The sequence below is a fragment of the Streptomyces sp. NPDC002004 genome (assembly GCF_053593975.1).
The window spans coordinates 68,223-81,169 of sequence record NZ_JBSFDP010000005.1; the positions used below are offsets into that span (position 1 = coordinate 68,223).

General features: G+C 72.2%; 13 protein-coding genes and 1 riboswitch. Of the genes, 3 read left to right on the forward strand and 10 right to left on the reverse strand.

Annotated features, from left to right (window positions below):
* Positions 1–34: 34 nt before the first annotated feature.
* Positions 35–1,903 carry an AAA family ATPase gene (locus tag ACWCP6_RS10610; RefSeq protein ID WP_450932008.1) on the forward strand — a complete coding sequence of 623 codons (1,869 nt, stop codon included), beginning with the start codon at positions 35–37 and terminating at the stop codon, positions 1,901–1,903.
* A 198-nt stretch (positions 1,904–2,101) separates the two neighbouring features.
* On the opposite strand, the gene ACWCP6_RS10615 is transcribed toward ACWCP6_RS10610, so the two are convergent.
* From ACWCP6_RS10615 to ribD, 10 genes are all read right to left on the reverse strand, one after another.
* Positions 2,102–3,193, reverse strand: a complete 1,092-nt coding sequence (locus ACWCP6_RS10615; protein ID WP_450932009.1) for a hemolysin family protein — start codon at positions 3,191–3,193, stop codon at positions 2,102–2,104.
* Positions 3,190–4,533, reverse strand: a complete 1,344-nt coding sequence (locus ACWCP6_RS10620; RefSeq protein ID WP_450932010.1) for a hemolysin family protein — start codon at positions 4,531–4,533, stop codon at positions 3,190–3,192. Before ACWCP6_RS10620 ends, ACWCP6_RS10615 begins: the two co-directional genes overlap by 4 nt.
* 249 nt (positions 4,534–4,782) lie before the next feature.
* A complete protein-coding gene (locus tag ACWCP6_RS10625; protein WP_450932011.1) occupies positions 4,783–5,268 on the reverse strand; it encodes a PH domain-containing protein in 486 nt (161 codons plus the stop codon).
* A gap of 14 nt (positions 5,269–5,282) precedes the next feature.
* Complete coding sequence (hisG, locus tag ACWCP6_RS10630; protein ID WP_450932012.1) at positions 5,283–6,131, reverse strand: ATP phosphoribosyltransferase; 849 nt, start codon at positions 6,129–6,131, stop codon at positions 5,283–5,285.
* Positions 6,132–6,185: 54 nt separating this feature from the next.
* Positions 6,186–6,458, reverse strand: a complete 273-nt coding sequence (locus tag ACWCP6_RS10635; RefSeq protein WP_019983911.1) for a phosphoribosyl-ATP diphosphatase — start codon at positions 6,456–6,458, stop codon at positions 6,186–6,188.
* Positions 6,459–6,493: 35 nt separating this feature from the next.
* Positions 6,494–6,979: a 6,7-dimethyl-8-ribityllumazine synthase gene (ribH, locus tag ACWCP6_RS10640; RefSeq protein ID WP_450932013.1), complete on the reverse strand. Its 486-nt coding sequence runs from the start codon at positions 6,977–6,979 to the stop codon at positions 6,494–6,496.
* 49 nt (positions 6,980–7,028) lie between these two features.
* The gene (locus ACWCP6_RS10645; RefSeq protein WP_450932014.1) at positions 7,029–8,321 is read right to left on the reverse strand and encodes a bifunctional 3,4-dihydroxy-2-butanone-4-phosphate synthase/GTP cyclohydrolase II; all 1,293 of its coding nucleotides are present in this window, start codon (positions 8,319–8,321) and stop codon (positions 7,029–7,031) included.
* Positions 8,318–8,971, reverse strand: coding sequence for a nicotinamide mononucleotide transporter family protein (locus ACWCP6_RS10650; RefSeq protein ID WP_450932015.1), 654 nt, complete (start codon positions 8,969–8,971; stop codon positions 8,318–8,320). The genes ACWCP6_RS10645 and ACWCP6_RS10650 overlap by 4 nt, the downstream gene beginning before the upstream one ends.
* Entirely contained in the window at positions 8,968–9,582 is a 615-nt protein-coding gene (locus ACWCP6_RS10655) for a riboflavin synthase (RefSeq protein ID WP_450932016.1), read from the reverse strand. The genes ACWCP6_RS10650 and ACWCP6_RS10655 overlap by 4 nt, the downstream gene beginning before the upstream one ends.
* Entirely contained in the window at positions 9,583–10,668 is a 1,086-nt protein-coding gene (ribD, locus tag ACWCP6_RS10660) for a bifunctional diaminohydroxyphosphoribosylaminopyrimidine deaminase/5-amino-6-(5-phosphoribosylamino)uracil reductase RibD (RefSeq protein WP_450932017.1), read from the reverse strand.
* A 141-nt stretch (positions 10,669–10,809) separates the two neighbouring features.
* A riboswitch (FMN riboswitch) is annotated at positions 10,810–10,940 on the reverse strand.
* Positions 10,941–11,093: 153 nt separating this feature from the next.
* Here ribD and ACWCP6_RS10665 point away from each other — a divergent pair.
* Both ACWCP6_RS10665 and ACWCP6_RS10670 read left to right on the forward strand, forming a co-directional pair.
* Entirely contained in the window at positions 11,094–11,981 is an 888-nt protein-coding gene (locus ACWCP6_RS10665) for an RNA polymerase sigma-70 factor (RefSeq protein WP_450932018.1), read from the forward strand.
* Between the two features lie 127 nt (positions 11,982–12,108).
* Complete coding sequence (locus tag ACWCP6_RS10670; protein ID WP_450932019.1) at positions 12,109–12,855, forward strand: SDR family oxidoreductase; 747 nt, start codon at positions 12,109–12,111, stop codon at positions 12,853–12,855.
* Positions 12,856–12,947: the final 92 nt, after the last annotated feature.

The window sequence follows — 12,947 nt, forward strand, 5'->3', positions numbered from 1 at the left end:
GCCCACCACGGGGGCACGGTTTGTGGGGGACCTGATGGACTTCGGCAGGCAGGGCGCACCGGCCCCGGCGGACCTCGCCTGGCTGCGGGGCGTCGACGCCTACACGATGGGCGCGTACCCGCAGGCGGAGGAGGAGTTCCGGGCCGCCGTACGGATGGATCCGGGCATGGCCGACGGGTGGCTCGGGCTGCACGCGCTGCGCATCGACGCGACGACAGCGCTGCTCAAGATGCACCGGCACCGCGAGCGCTTCGGCGAGCAGCGCCAGCGGCATCGCCGCACCCTCAACTCCTGGTACTGGCTGGGCTGGTGGGTCCAGCCGGTGCTGGAGTACCCCCGTGACCTGCTGCTCGCCCACGCCTCGCACTGGCTCGACGGGCGTCATGTGCCCGAGCTGGACCGGGCACTCGCCGGTCTGCCGCCCGTCGACGCCGACCCCCAGGTGCGGTTCCTGCATGCGTGCCGCGCCTATCTGGTGAAGGACTGGGAGCAGCTCGTCCGGCACACCGACCCGCTGATCGAGGACCCCATGCTCGGCATAGAGGCGGGCCTGTTCGGCGGGATGGCGCGGGTGCGTCTGGAGATGTTCGGGCAGGCGGAGCCGCTGCTGTCCGGTGCGCTGATGCGGTGCCGCAGCGAGCAGCCGCAGCGCAAGGAGCTGCGCTACTGGCTGGCCCGCGCCCACGAGGGGACCGGGCGCAGTGCCGCCGCGCTGCCGCTGTACCGGGCGGTGCACCGCGTCGACCCCGCCTTCATGGACACCTCGGCCCGGCTCGCCGCGATCGGCGAGGGCGACGGGTACGACGAGGTGGCCGACCTCGCCGCCGCGATCACGCTCACCGGCGTCGGGCAGGACACCGCCGAGGGGGCGGACGGTGCGGACCCGATGGTCGGGGAGGGCCGCGATCTGAAGGTCGGCGACCCGCAGCTGCAGCCGCCGGTGCCGGACGAGACGGACGCGGTGCGCGAGAAGGCGGTGCTGCCGGTGCAGTCCGGGCCCCAGCAGCTGCCCGCAGGGCCGGCGGACCCGGCCCTGCTGGAGGAGGCGCTCGCCGAGCTGGAGCGCATGGTGGGCCTGGAACCCGTGAAACGCCAGGTGAAGGCGCTGTCGGCGCAGCTGAACATGGCGCGCCTGCGCGCCGGTCAGGGCCTGCCCGTCCAGCCACCCAAGCGGCACTTCGTCTTCTCCGGGCCCTCCGGCACCGGAAAGACCACGGTGGCCCGCATCCTCGGGCGGGTGTTCTACGCGCTCGGGCTGCTCGGCGGTGACCATCTGGTGGAGGCCCAGCGGGCCGACCTGGTCGGCGAATACCTCGGCCAGACCGCCGTCAAGGCCAATGAGCTCATCGACTCCGCGATCGGCGGCGTGCTCTTCGTCGACGAGGCGTACGCGCTGTCGAACTCGGGCTACGGCAAGGGGGACGCCTACGGGGACGAGGCGCTTCAGGTGCTCCTGAAGCGGGCCGAGGACAACCGCGACCACCTGGTGGTGATCCTCGCGGGCTACCCGGAGGGCATGGACCGCCTGCTCGCCGCCAACCCCGGGCTCTCCTCCCGCTTCACCACCCGTGTCGACTTCCCGTCCTACCGGCCCCTCGAACTCACCGCGATCGGCGAGGTCCTGGCGGCCGAGAACGGCGACGTATGGGACGCCGAGGCCGTCGAGGAGCTCCGCTCCATCAGCGGTCATGTCGTCGACCAGGGCTGGATCGACGAGCTCGGCAACGGCCGCTTCCTGCGGACGCTGTACGAGAAGAGCTGCGCCTACCGGGACCTGCGGCTCTCGGGGTACCCCGGCATCCCGACCCGTGACGACCTCGCCACCCTCCGCCTGGCGGATCTGATGCAGGCCTACGGCGAGGTCCTGTCGGGGCGCGGTCCCGGCGAGTCGCCTCACAGGTGACCAGGCTCCGGCCGTCCGTGGCCCCCGCCACGGCGGCGGCCACGGCGGGTCCTCCCGTGCCCCGGTGGCACCGCGGCCGCCGTGATGGCGGCCATGCACCGGGGCGGGGAAACGGACGGTGCCCCCGGAGACCGGGGGCACCTCATACCGCCACAGCGGAAGAACGCTCGTGCCCCCGGCAGTGCGGGACACCCGGCCTCAGGCGGTCAGTGCCCCCTCGGGGGAACCAGTCCGCGGCTCGGCCACCCGGGCGGAGGGCGCCTGGGAGGTGCGGTGCGCAGGATCGCGCACCTCGCCCACCAGGAGCTCCAGCACATCCTCCAGCGCCACCAGACCGAGCACCCGGCCGCCCGCGTCGGCGACCTGGGCGAGGTGGGTCGCGGCGCGCCGCATGACCGTGAGGGCGTCGTCGAGCGGGAGCTCGGAGCGCAGCGTGGTCATCGGCCGCCATATCTGCTGCGGCACGGCACGGTCGCTGTCCTCCAGGTCCAGGACGTCCTTGACGTGGAGGTAGCCCATGAACGGGCCGCCGTTCTCGGCGCGCACCGGGAACCGGGAGTAGCCGGTGCGGGCGGTGAGTGCGACGACCTGGCCGGGGGTGACCGACGGCCCGACGGTGACCAGCGACGCCCGGTCCAGGAGCACGTCCGTCACCGGGCGGGAGCCCAGCTCCAGCGCGTCCTCGAGACGTTCCTGCTCCTCGGGCTCCAGAAGGCCGGCCTGTCCCGCGTCCTCGACGAGCCGGTTGAGCTGCTCGCTGGTGAAGACGGCCTCGACCTCGTCCTTCGGCTCGACCCGGAAGAGCCGCAGCACCAGACGGGCGCAGGCGCCCAGCGCCAGCGTCACCGGCTTGCACAGCCGGGCGAAGGCGACCAGGCCGGGGCTGAGCCACAGCGCGGTCTTCTCGGGCGCCGCCATCGCCAGGTTCTTCGGGACCATCTCGCCGATGACGAGGTGGAGGAAGACGACGAGGGCGAGCGCGATGACGTACCCCAGCGGGTGGACCATCCCGGCCGGGAGGTGGACCGCCTCGAAGAGCGGCTCCAGCAGGTGGGCCACCGTCGGCTCGGCGACCGCGCCCAGCGTCAGCGAGCAGACGGTGATGCCGAACTGGGCGGCCGCCATCATCTGCGGCAGGTTCTCCAGGCCGTACAGGACCTGGCGGGCCCGGCTCGTCCCCAACGGCTCGATCTGGCTGCGGCGTACGGAGACCAGCGCGAACTCGGCGCCGACGAAGAAGCCGTTGGCGAACACGAGGAGCGCGGCGAACAGCAGTTGCAGCAGACTCATCGGACGGCCTCCGCCGTGCCGGCGGCGGCGACCGGGTCCGCCGTCCTGACGATGCGTACCCGCTCGGCGCGGTAGTGCTCGACCTGGCGCACCGACAGCCGCCAGCCGGGCAGCTCGGCCCGGTCACCGGCGGCGGGAATGCGGCCGAGGAGGTCGGCGACCAGCCCCGCGACCGTCTCGTAGGGGCCCTCGGGGGCCTCCAGGCCGATGCGCTGGAGCAGGTCGACCCGGCAGCTGCCGTCCGCGTCCCAGGCAGGCCTGCCGTCCTCGGACGGGGCGGTGGCGAGTTCGGGCAGATCGTGCCCGTCGTGCTCGTCGCGGACCTCGCCGACGAGCTCCTCGACGATGTCCTCCAGCGTGACGACACCGGCGGTGCCGCCGTACTCGTCGACGACGACGGCGATCGGTTGCTGACTGCGCAGCTGTTCGAGCAGCGGCTGTACGGGGAGGGTCTCGGGGACGAGGAGCGGGGCCTGTGCGATGCGGCCCACGGGGGTGCGCAGCCGGTCGTGGACGGGCACCGCGAGGGCGTCCTTGAGGTGGACCATGCCGACTATTTCGTCGATGCGCTCCCGGTAGACCGGGAAACGGGACAGGCCCGTGGCGCGGGTGAGGTTCACCACATCCTCCGCGGTCGCCGACGACTGCAGGGCGCTGACCTTCACCCGCGGGGTCATCACGTGCTGCGCGGTGAGGTCGGCGAGGGAGAGGGTGCGGACGAACAGGTCGGCGGTGTCCTGTTCCAGGGCACCGGCCCGCGCCGAGTGACGGGCGAGCGAGACCAGTTCGCCGGGGGTACGGGCGGAGGCCAGCTCCTCGGCGGGCTCCACTCCCAGGGCGCGCACCAGCCGGTTCGCGACGGCGTTCAGCGCGGAGATCACCGGGCGGAACAGCCGGGCGAAGAGGTGCTGCGGTCCCGCGACGAAGCGCGCGACCTGCAGGGGCCGGGAGACGGCCCAGTTCTTGGGCACGAGCTCACCGATCACCATCTGGACCGCCGACGCGAGCAGCATGCCCACGACCACGGCCACGCCGGGCGCGGCGCCCTCGGGGATCCCGATCGCGGTGAACGGGCCCTCCAGCAGCGCCGCGAGCGCCGGCTCGGCGAGCATGCCGACGACGAGCGAGGTGATGGTGATGCCGAGCTGGGTGCCGGAGAGCTGGAAGGACAGCTCCTTGAGCGAGTCGACGACGGTACGGGCCCGTCGGTCGCCCCGGGCAGCCGCCTCCTCGGCGTCCGGCCGCTCGACGGTGACCAGGCCGAATTCGGCGGCCACGAAGAAGCCGTTCGCGAGGATCAGCACGAACGCCGCTCCGAGGAGCAGCAGGGGGATGGTCATGCCACCGCCTCCGCGTCGGCGTGGACGCGGTCCACGCTATGTCGGGAGGGGGTGGCGCAGGTACTACAGGACGATCCGTCCATCGCCGGAGGGAGTCACTCCTCGGGTAGCAGGAGCCCCTGCTCGGGCCGGGCTGGCCGATACAGGGGCGGGGCGGCACCGGACGTGCGCCCCGCCAACAGATTAATCAACCGGAAGCCGGATGCGTCAGGGTGGAGCACCCCGAGCCGACCCCTGAGTTGCACGGTCTCACCCCTGATGCTGCTCCGGGTGGCCGGTGCCGAGCGCCTCGGCGAGGTCCCGCAGGGCACGGGCGTCGCGGATGGCGCGTTCCCTGGCAATACCGGGCTGGATGCCCATCGCGGGCAGGCTCGTGCCGTCGCTGAGATTGAGGAACACCCACGCGTCACCCGGGCGGAGGTTCACCTGGACGATCTCGGCCCAGGCGAGGCGCCGCGAGGATGCGATGTTCACCACAGTCACGCCGGACGGTTCGGCGACGACCCTGGGCCGGCTCAGCAGCACCAGGACGCCGGCGAACAGCGCGGCGGTGAAGACGAAGCTGAGGCGCTCCCCCGGGCCGAGTCCCGGCAGCAGCACCGCCACCGCCGTGATCACGACGAAGATCGCGACAGCGGCGGTCAGCAGCACGGCCCGGGTGCGGCCGGGGCGGAAGGTGACGGGCAGGGCGGGCAGATCCGGGTGGGAGCCGCCGGGCCGGGTCTGTTCCGTCATCGTGGGGTCCGCCATCAGAGCCGGCAGGCGTGGATGGCGGTGGTGAGGATGGCCCGCGCGCCCAGCGCGTACAGGTCGTCCATGATCCGCTGCGCGTCCTTGGCGGGGACCATGGCGCGGACGGCGACCCAGCCCTCGTTGTGCAGCGGGGAGATCGTCGGGGACTCCAGGCCCGGCGTGAGCGCGACGGCCTGCTCCAGGTGCTCGGCCCGGCAGTCGTAGTCCATCATCACGTACGTCCGGGCGACCAGGACGCCCTGGAGGCGGCGCAGGAACTGCTGCACCTTGGGTTCGTCGGCGTCGGCTCCGACGCGCCGCACGACGATCGCCTCGGACGTCATGATCGGCTCGCCGAACACCTCGAGCCCCGCGTTGCGCAGGGAGGTGCCGGTCTCCACGACGTCGGCGATGACCTGCGCGACGCCCAGCTCGATGGCGGTCTCGACGGCGCCGTCGAGGTGCACGACGGACGCGTCGACGCCCCGGTCCGCAAGGTGCTTGTCGACGATGCCCTCGTAGGAGGTGGCGACCGTCGTGCCGCCGAGGTCGTCGACGCCCGTGGCGGTGCCGGGCTTGGCGGCGAAGCGGAACGTGGAGCGGGCGAAGCCGAGCGGGAGGATCTCCTCGGCGTTGGCGCCCGAGTCGATCAGCAGGTCCCGGCCGGTGATGCCGATGTCGAGACGCCCGGAGGACACGTAGATCGCGATGTCCCGGGGTCGGAGGTAGAAGAACTCGACCTCGTTGACCGGGTCGACGATGCGCAGTTCCTTGGACTCCCGCCGTTGCCGGTATCCGGCCTCATGCAGCATCTCCGCCGCAGGGCCGGAGAGTGAACCCTTGTTGGGGACGGCGATGCGCAGCATGAGGACGGATTCCTAACGTGAGTTCTCGGACGTACGGGATCTGGAGGGCGTGCGTTACAGGTGGGCGTAGACGTCGTCGAGCGAGATGCCGCGGGCGACCATCATCACCTGGACGTGGTACAGGAGCTGCGAAATCTCCTCGGCGGCGGCTTCCTTGCCCTCGTACTCGGCGGCCATCCAGACTTCGGCGGCCTCCTCGACGACCTTCTTGCCGATGGCATGGACCCCCTTGCCGACGAGTTCGGCGGTACGGGAGGTCGCGGGATCGCCCTGGGCGGCCTTGTGCTGGAGCTCGGTGAAGAGCTCCTCGAACGTCTTCTTGGACATGGTGGTGCCTACTCTACGCGGCCCGTGTCCCTCACTCAGTGCCAGGGTTCGTGGACGGTGCGCAGCGTGGCCGCGGTGGCGACGGCGGCGGTGACGGCCTCGTGGCCCTTGTCCTCGTTGGAGCCCTCCAGGCCGGCCCGGTCGAGGGCCTGCTCCTCGGTGTCGCAGGTCAGCACGCCGAAGCCGACGGGGACGCCGGTCTCGATGGACACCTGGGTGAGGCCGATGGTGACGCCCTGGCACACATAGTCGAAGTGGGGGGTGCCGCCGCGGATCACGACGCCGAGGGCGACGATCGCGTCGTAGCCGCGGCCCGCGAGGTCCTTGGCGACGACGGGCAGCTCGAAGCTGCCGGGCACACGCAGCACGGTCGGCTCCTCGATGCCGAGCTCGTGGAGGGCGCGCAGGGCGCCGTCCACGAGTCCGTTCATGACCTTCTCGTGCCACTGGGCGGCGATGACCGCGACCCGCAGGTCGCTGCAGTTGTTCACGCTCAGTTCGGGTGCGCCCTTGCCGCTCACGCGCTTCTCCTCGTAGGTGGGTGCTCTTGGGGAACGTACGGGGTGGTGGTTACTGGTTGCCGCAGGGGGAGGTCGTCGTCGGGGCCTCGTCGAGCCACGGCAGGTCGTGGCCCATGCGGTCGCGCTTGGTGCGCAGATAGCGCAGGTTGTGCTCGCCCGCCACTATCGGCATGGGCTCGCGGCTGGTGACCGTCAGGCCGTGCCGGACGAGCGCGTCCGTCTTGTCCGGGTTGTTGGTCATCAGCCGCAGGCTGCGCACGCCGAGGTCGACGAGGATCTGGCCGCTGGCGCCGTAGTCGCGGGCGTCGGCGGGCAGGCCGAGTTCGAGATTGGCGTCGAGGGTGTCGCGGCCGCGCTCCTGGAGTTCGTAGGCGCGCAGCTTGGACAGCAGGCCGATGCCACGGCCCTCGTGGCCGCGCAGATAGACGACGACGCCGCGGCCCTCGTCGGTGATCTTCTGCATGGCCGCGTGCAGCTGGGGGCCGCAGTCGCAGCGCTGGGAGCTGAAGATGTCACCGGTGAGGCATTCGGAGTGGACGCGGACGAGGATGTCCTCGCCGTCGCCGATGTCGCCGTGGACGAGGGCGACGTGCTCGACGCCGTCGGCGGTGGAACGGTAGCCGTAGGCGGTGAACTGCCCGAAGGAGGTGGGCAGGTTCACCTCGGCCTCGCGGTGCACGGTCGGCTCGGAGGTGCGCCGGTAGGCGATCAGGTCCTCGATGGAGATGATCGTCAGACCGTGCTTGCGGGCGAACGGGACCAGCTCGGGAAGGCGCAGCATGCTGCCGTCCTCGCCGGCGATCTCGACGATCGCGCCGGCCGGCCGCAGGCCCGCGAGCCGGGCGAGGTCCACGGCCGCCTCGGTGTGGCCGTTGCGGGTGAGGACGCCGCCGGGCTTGGCGCGCAGCGGGAAGATGTGGCCGGGCCGCACGAAGTCGGCCGGGCCCGCCTCGCCGCCGGCGAGCATCCGCAGCGTGGTGGCGCGGTCGGCGGCCGAGATGCCGGTGGACACGCCGTGCGCGGCGCTCGCGTCGACGGAGACGGTGAACGCGGTCCGCATCGACTCGGTGTTGTGGTCGACCATCTGCGGCAGTTCGAGCCGGTCCAGCTCGTCCCCCTCCATGGGGGCGCAGATGAGACCGCGGCACTCGGTCATCATGAAGGCGACGATCTCGGGCGTCGCCTTCTCGGCCGCGATGACGAGGTCGCCCTCGTTCTCCCGGTCCTCGTCGTCGACCACGACGACGGGCCGGCCGGCCGCGATGTCGGCGATCGCCTGTTCGATGGGGTCGAGTTCGAACTCCTCGACGCCGTCGGTGTACCAGATGGGTGCCGCAGTCATGCCGGGGCTCCTTCCAGAACGGGCCGGGCAGCTGCGCGGGAGCGCAGCCACCAGTCGCGCATGCCCCACAGGACCAGGGCGAAATAGATGACGTAGACAAGACCGGAGAAGGCGAGCCCGCCGCTGAAGGCGAGCGGGACGCCGACGACGTCGACGAGCAGCCAGGCGAACCAGAACTCGACGAGGCCGCGTGCCTGGGCGACCATCGCGGCGAGGGTGCCGACGAAGATGTACGCGTCGGGCCACGGGTTCCACGACAGGTCGGGCATCGCGGTGAACAGCCCGCCCACGGCGAGGGTGCCGAGCGCGGTGCCGCCGATCAGCACACCCCGCTCCTGCCAGGTCGCGAACCGGACGGCGATGGAGCCGTCCTGCGCCTGCCGGGTGCCGCGGCTCCACTGCCGCCAGCCCCACAGCGCCACGCCGATGACGAGGAGCTGCTTGCCCACGCCGCCGGACAGGTGGGCGGAGGCGTAGGCGGCGACGAGGACGACGCCGGAGAGGAACTGGGCGGGCCAGGTCCACACGGAGCGCCGCCAGCCGAGCGCGAGCGCGACCAGGCCGATGGTGTTGCCGGCCATGTCGGACCAGATGACGTGCTGTCCGAAGACGGTGAACGCCTCGGAGTTGAGCCAGGTCAGGGCGCTCACTTCGCGGACCCCTCGGCCTGGGCGCGGGAGCCGAGCAGCCGCTCGACGTACTTGGCGACGACGTCGACCTCGAGGTTGACCGGGTCGCCGGGCTGCTTGAAGCCGAGCGTGGTCAGTTCGAGGGTGGTCGGGATGAGGCTGATGGTGAAGTAGTCGGGGCCCGCGTCGACGACCGTGAGGCTGATGCCGTCGACGGTGATGGAGCCCTTCTCCACCACGTAGCGGGACAGCTCCGCGGGCAGTGAGATCCTGACGATCTCCCAGTTCTCGGACGGCTTGCGCTCGATGACCGAGCCGGTGCCGTCGACGTGTCCCTGGACGATGTGTCCGCCGAGCCGGGCGCCGACCGCGGTGGGCCGCTCCAGGTTGACGCGGGAGCCGACGGCGAGCGCGCCGAGGCTGGACCGGTCGAGGGTCTCCGCCATGACGTCGGCGGTGAACTCGTCGCCCTCCTGCTCCACTACGGTGAGGCAGACGCCGTTGACGGCGATGGAGTCGCCGTGCTTCGCGCCTTCGGTGACGACGGGCCCGCGCAGCCGGAAGCGCGACGCGTCGCCGAGGTCCTCGACGGCGGTGATCTCGCCCAGCTCTTCGACGATTCCGGTGAACACTCAGTGCTCCTTCACTCGGAGGGTGGCGGTGATGCGCAGATCGGGGCCGATGCGTACGGACTCCGTCACGTCGAGCCTCAGCGCATCGGCGATCGTGGTGATTCCTGCGTGGTCCAGCACGGCGGGTCCGGCGCCCAGCAGGACGGGCGCGAGATAGCCGACGACGCGGTCGACGGCTCCGGCGGCGACGAACGCGCCTGCCAGGGTCGGACCGCCTTCGAGAAGGACGGAGCGGACGCCGCGGGTGTGCAGGGCGTCCAGGAGGGCGGAGACGTCCAGGCCGCCACCGGCCGCGCGCGGCAGGCGCACGACGTCGGGCAGATGACCGGCGTCCGCGTCATCGGCGACGGCGATCAGGGTGGGGGCCGCGTCGTCGAGGACGCGCGCGCCGGGACGTACGGCCGTGGCGTTGCTGTCGAGGACGACGCGCAGCGGCTGGAGGGCGCCGTCGACGCCGCGGACCGCGAGGTGCGGGTCGTCGGCGCGGGCGGTGCCGGAGCCCACGACGACGGCGTCGCTCTCGGCGCGCAGCCGGTGCACGTCGGCGCGGGACTCGGGCGAGCTGATCCACCGGCTGGTGCCGTCGGCCGCGGCGATCCGGCCGTCCAGCGTGGCGGCGTACTTCCAGGTGACATGGGGCCGGCCGAGCCGCATGGCGGTGAGCCAGGCGATGTTGCCGGCCTCGGCCTCGGCGCCGAGCGGCCCGCCCTCGACGTCGACTCCGGCGGCGCGCAGCGTGGCGGCTCCGCCGGTCGCGGTGGGGGTGGGGTCGGCGACCGCGTACACGACGCGGGTCACACCGGCCTCGATGAGGGCCTGCGCGCAGGGTCCCGTGCGGCCGGTGTGGTTGCAGGGTTCGAGGGTGACGACCGCGGTGGCGCCGCGGGCCTTCCCACCGGCCGCGCGCAGGGCATGGATCTCGGCGTGCGGGCCGCCCGCGCGCTGGTGGAAGCCTTCGCCGACGACGGCGCCGGTGGCGTCGAGGAGGACGCAGCCGACGACGGGGTTGGGGCTGGTGGAGCCGAGTCCGCGCGCGGCGAGCGCGATCGCGCGCCGCATGGCGTCTGCTTCGGCTGCGGTGGCCACCGGGTCCTCCTGCCTCTTCGGGCACGGACTCCGGGGCCTGTCGATGACGACAGAATGAACGGGCACGGACGCCGGGAACGACGCCGGAAAAGGTCCGTCCGCATGGACGAACCGTCGGCGGCGTGCATGGCTGCCCGCCCGCCGCGCACTGCCTCCCATCCGGACTTTAACCGTCGGTCCAGGAATTTCACCTGGTCAACCGGCCACTGGATGCGGCCGGGTCGCGGACTGTAACCGCCGGTTCGGACTTTCACCGACCCCGGAGTGCGCTGCTTCTGGTACAGGGCCAGTCTGCCACGGTCCGTCGCACCCATGCGGGTGAATTCCTGTGTACTGGCTCACAAGCCACCCGACCGCCGCCCGGCCGATCCCGGGGGGCCGGTGCGCTGCGGGCGGCCGGACGCCCCTCTGGCACGCTGATCTCCGTGAACCGTGCACTCGCCGAGGAGTTCCAGACCCACCGCCCGAGGATGTTCGGCCTGGCCTACCGGATGCTGGGCTCCGCGCACGAGGCGGAGGACGTGGTGCAGGACGCGTATCTGCGCTGGAGCGGCGCGGACCGCGCCGCCGTCGTGCACCCGGCGGCCTGGCTGGCGAAGGTCGTCACGCATCTGTGCCTGAACCGGCTCACCTCGGCGCGTGCGCGCCGCGAGGAGTACCCGGGGCCGTGGCTGCCGGAGCCGGTGGTCACGTCGGACGGCACGCTCGGCCCGCTGGAGTCGGCGGAGCAGCGCGACGCCGTGTCGACGGCGCTCCTCCTCCTGCTGGAGCGGCTGACGCCGACGGAGCGCGCGGTGTACGTCCTGCGCGAGGCGTTCGCCTACAGCCACCGTGAGATCGCCTCCGTACTGGACATCGGCGAGGCCAACTGCCGTCAGCTGTACCGCAGGGCGGTGCGGCACGTGACGTCCGGCGGGACGCGGTTCACGCCGGCGCCCGAGCTCCGGCAGGGGCTCGTCGAGTCGTTTCTGTCGGCCGCCCGCGAGGGTGATCTGGCGGGGCTGGAGAAGCTGCTCGCCGACGACGTGACGTGGTGGGGCGACGGCGGCGGCAAGGTCTCCGCTGCCCGGCGGCCGATCCTGGGCCGCGCGAAGGTGCTGCGGTTCCTGGCGGGCGGGTCGACGAGGTTCGCCACGGGCCTGGAGTACTCGGTCGCGGAGATCAACGCCGCACCGGCCCTGATCGCGCGGGCGGGAGAGGCACTTGTCGGCGTCGCGACGTTCGAGCTGCGGGACGGCCTGATCGCGGAGGTGCACGCCGTGGTCAATCCGGACAAACTCGACTTCGTCCGGCGGCAGCTGGCCGCCGTCTGAGGAACCCCCGGCCGGTGTCCGGGGAATGCGTGCGCTCCGGCTGTCACATTTCCGGGCGCCGCTCGGTTCTCAGCGGGCGACGGGCGCTCCGCACGGGAGCGCCGACCGTTCGAAGGGGCTGAACCGCATGAGCGTCGTACTGGTGACCGGAGGCACGGGCACACTCGGCAGGCTCGTCGTCGAGAGGCTGCGGGACCGGGGCAGCGAGGTGCGGGTGCTGAGCCGGCACGCCGAGCCGTACGCCGTCGACCTGATCGAGGGCTCCGGCCTGGACGCGGCGGTGGCGGGCGTGGACGTGGTCGTGCACTGCGCCAGCAACCCGCGCGGCGGGGACGAGCAGGCCGCGTCGCATCTGATCGAGGCGTGCCGCAGGGCGGGCGTCGCCCATCTCGTCTACATCTCGATCGTCGGCGTGGACGTCGTACCCCTGGGTTACTACCGGTCCAAGCTCGCCGTGGAGCAGCAGATCGAGGAGTCGGGGCTCGGCTGGACCATCCTGCGGACCACGCAGTTCCACGATCTTGTCGTGACCCTGCTCCAGGGCCTGGCGAAGCTTCCGGTGATGCTGCTCCCGGCGGGCGTGAGCGATCAGCCCATCGAGGTGGCGGAGGTCGCCGACCGGCTTGCCGAGCTGGCCGGCGGCGCGCCCGCGGGACGGGTGGCGGACATGGGAGGCCCCCAGGTGCGGTCGTTCCGGCAGCTGGCCCGCTCCTGGCAGCGGGCCACGGGCAGGCGCCGGCCGCTGCTCGACGTACGACTCGCGGGCAAGGCCTACGCGGGCATGCGGGCCGGCGGTCATCTGACGCCCGAGCGGGCCGTGGGCAGGGGCACGTTCGATGAGTACCTGGAACGACGGTTCGGCAGCACTCTGTAGGAGGCGGTGGGAGCCCTCCGGCCGGAGGGCTCCCGCGGACGGCGCGCGGGCGTGGTGCGACCCACCATCGAGGGAGACCCGGGGAGGGATGT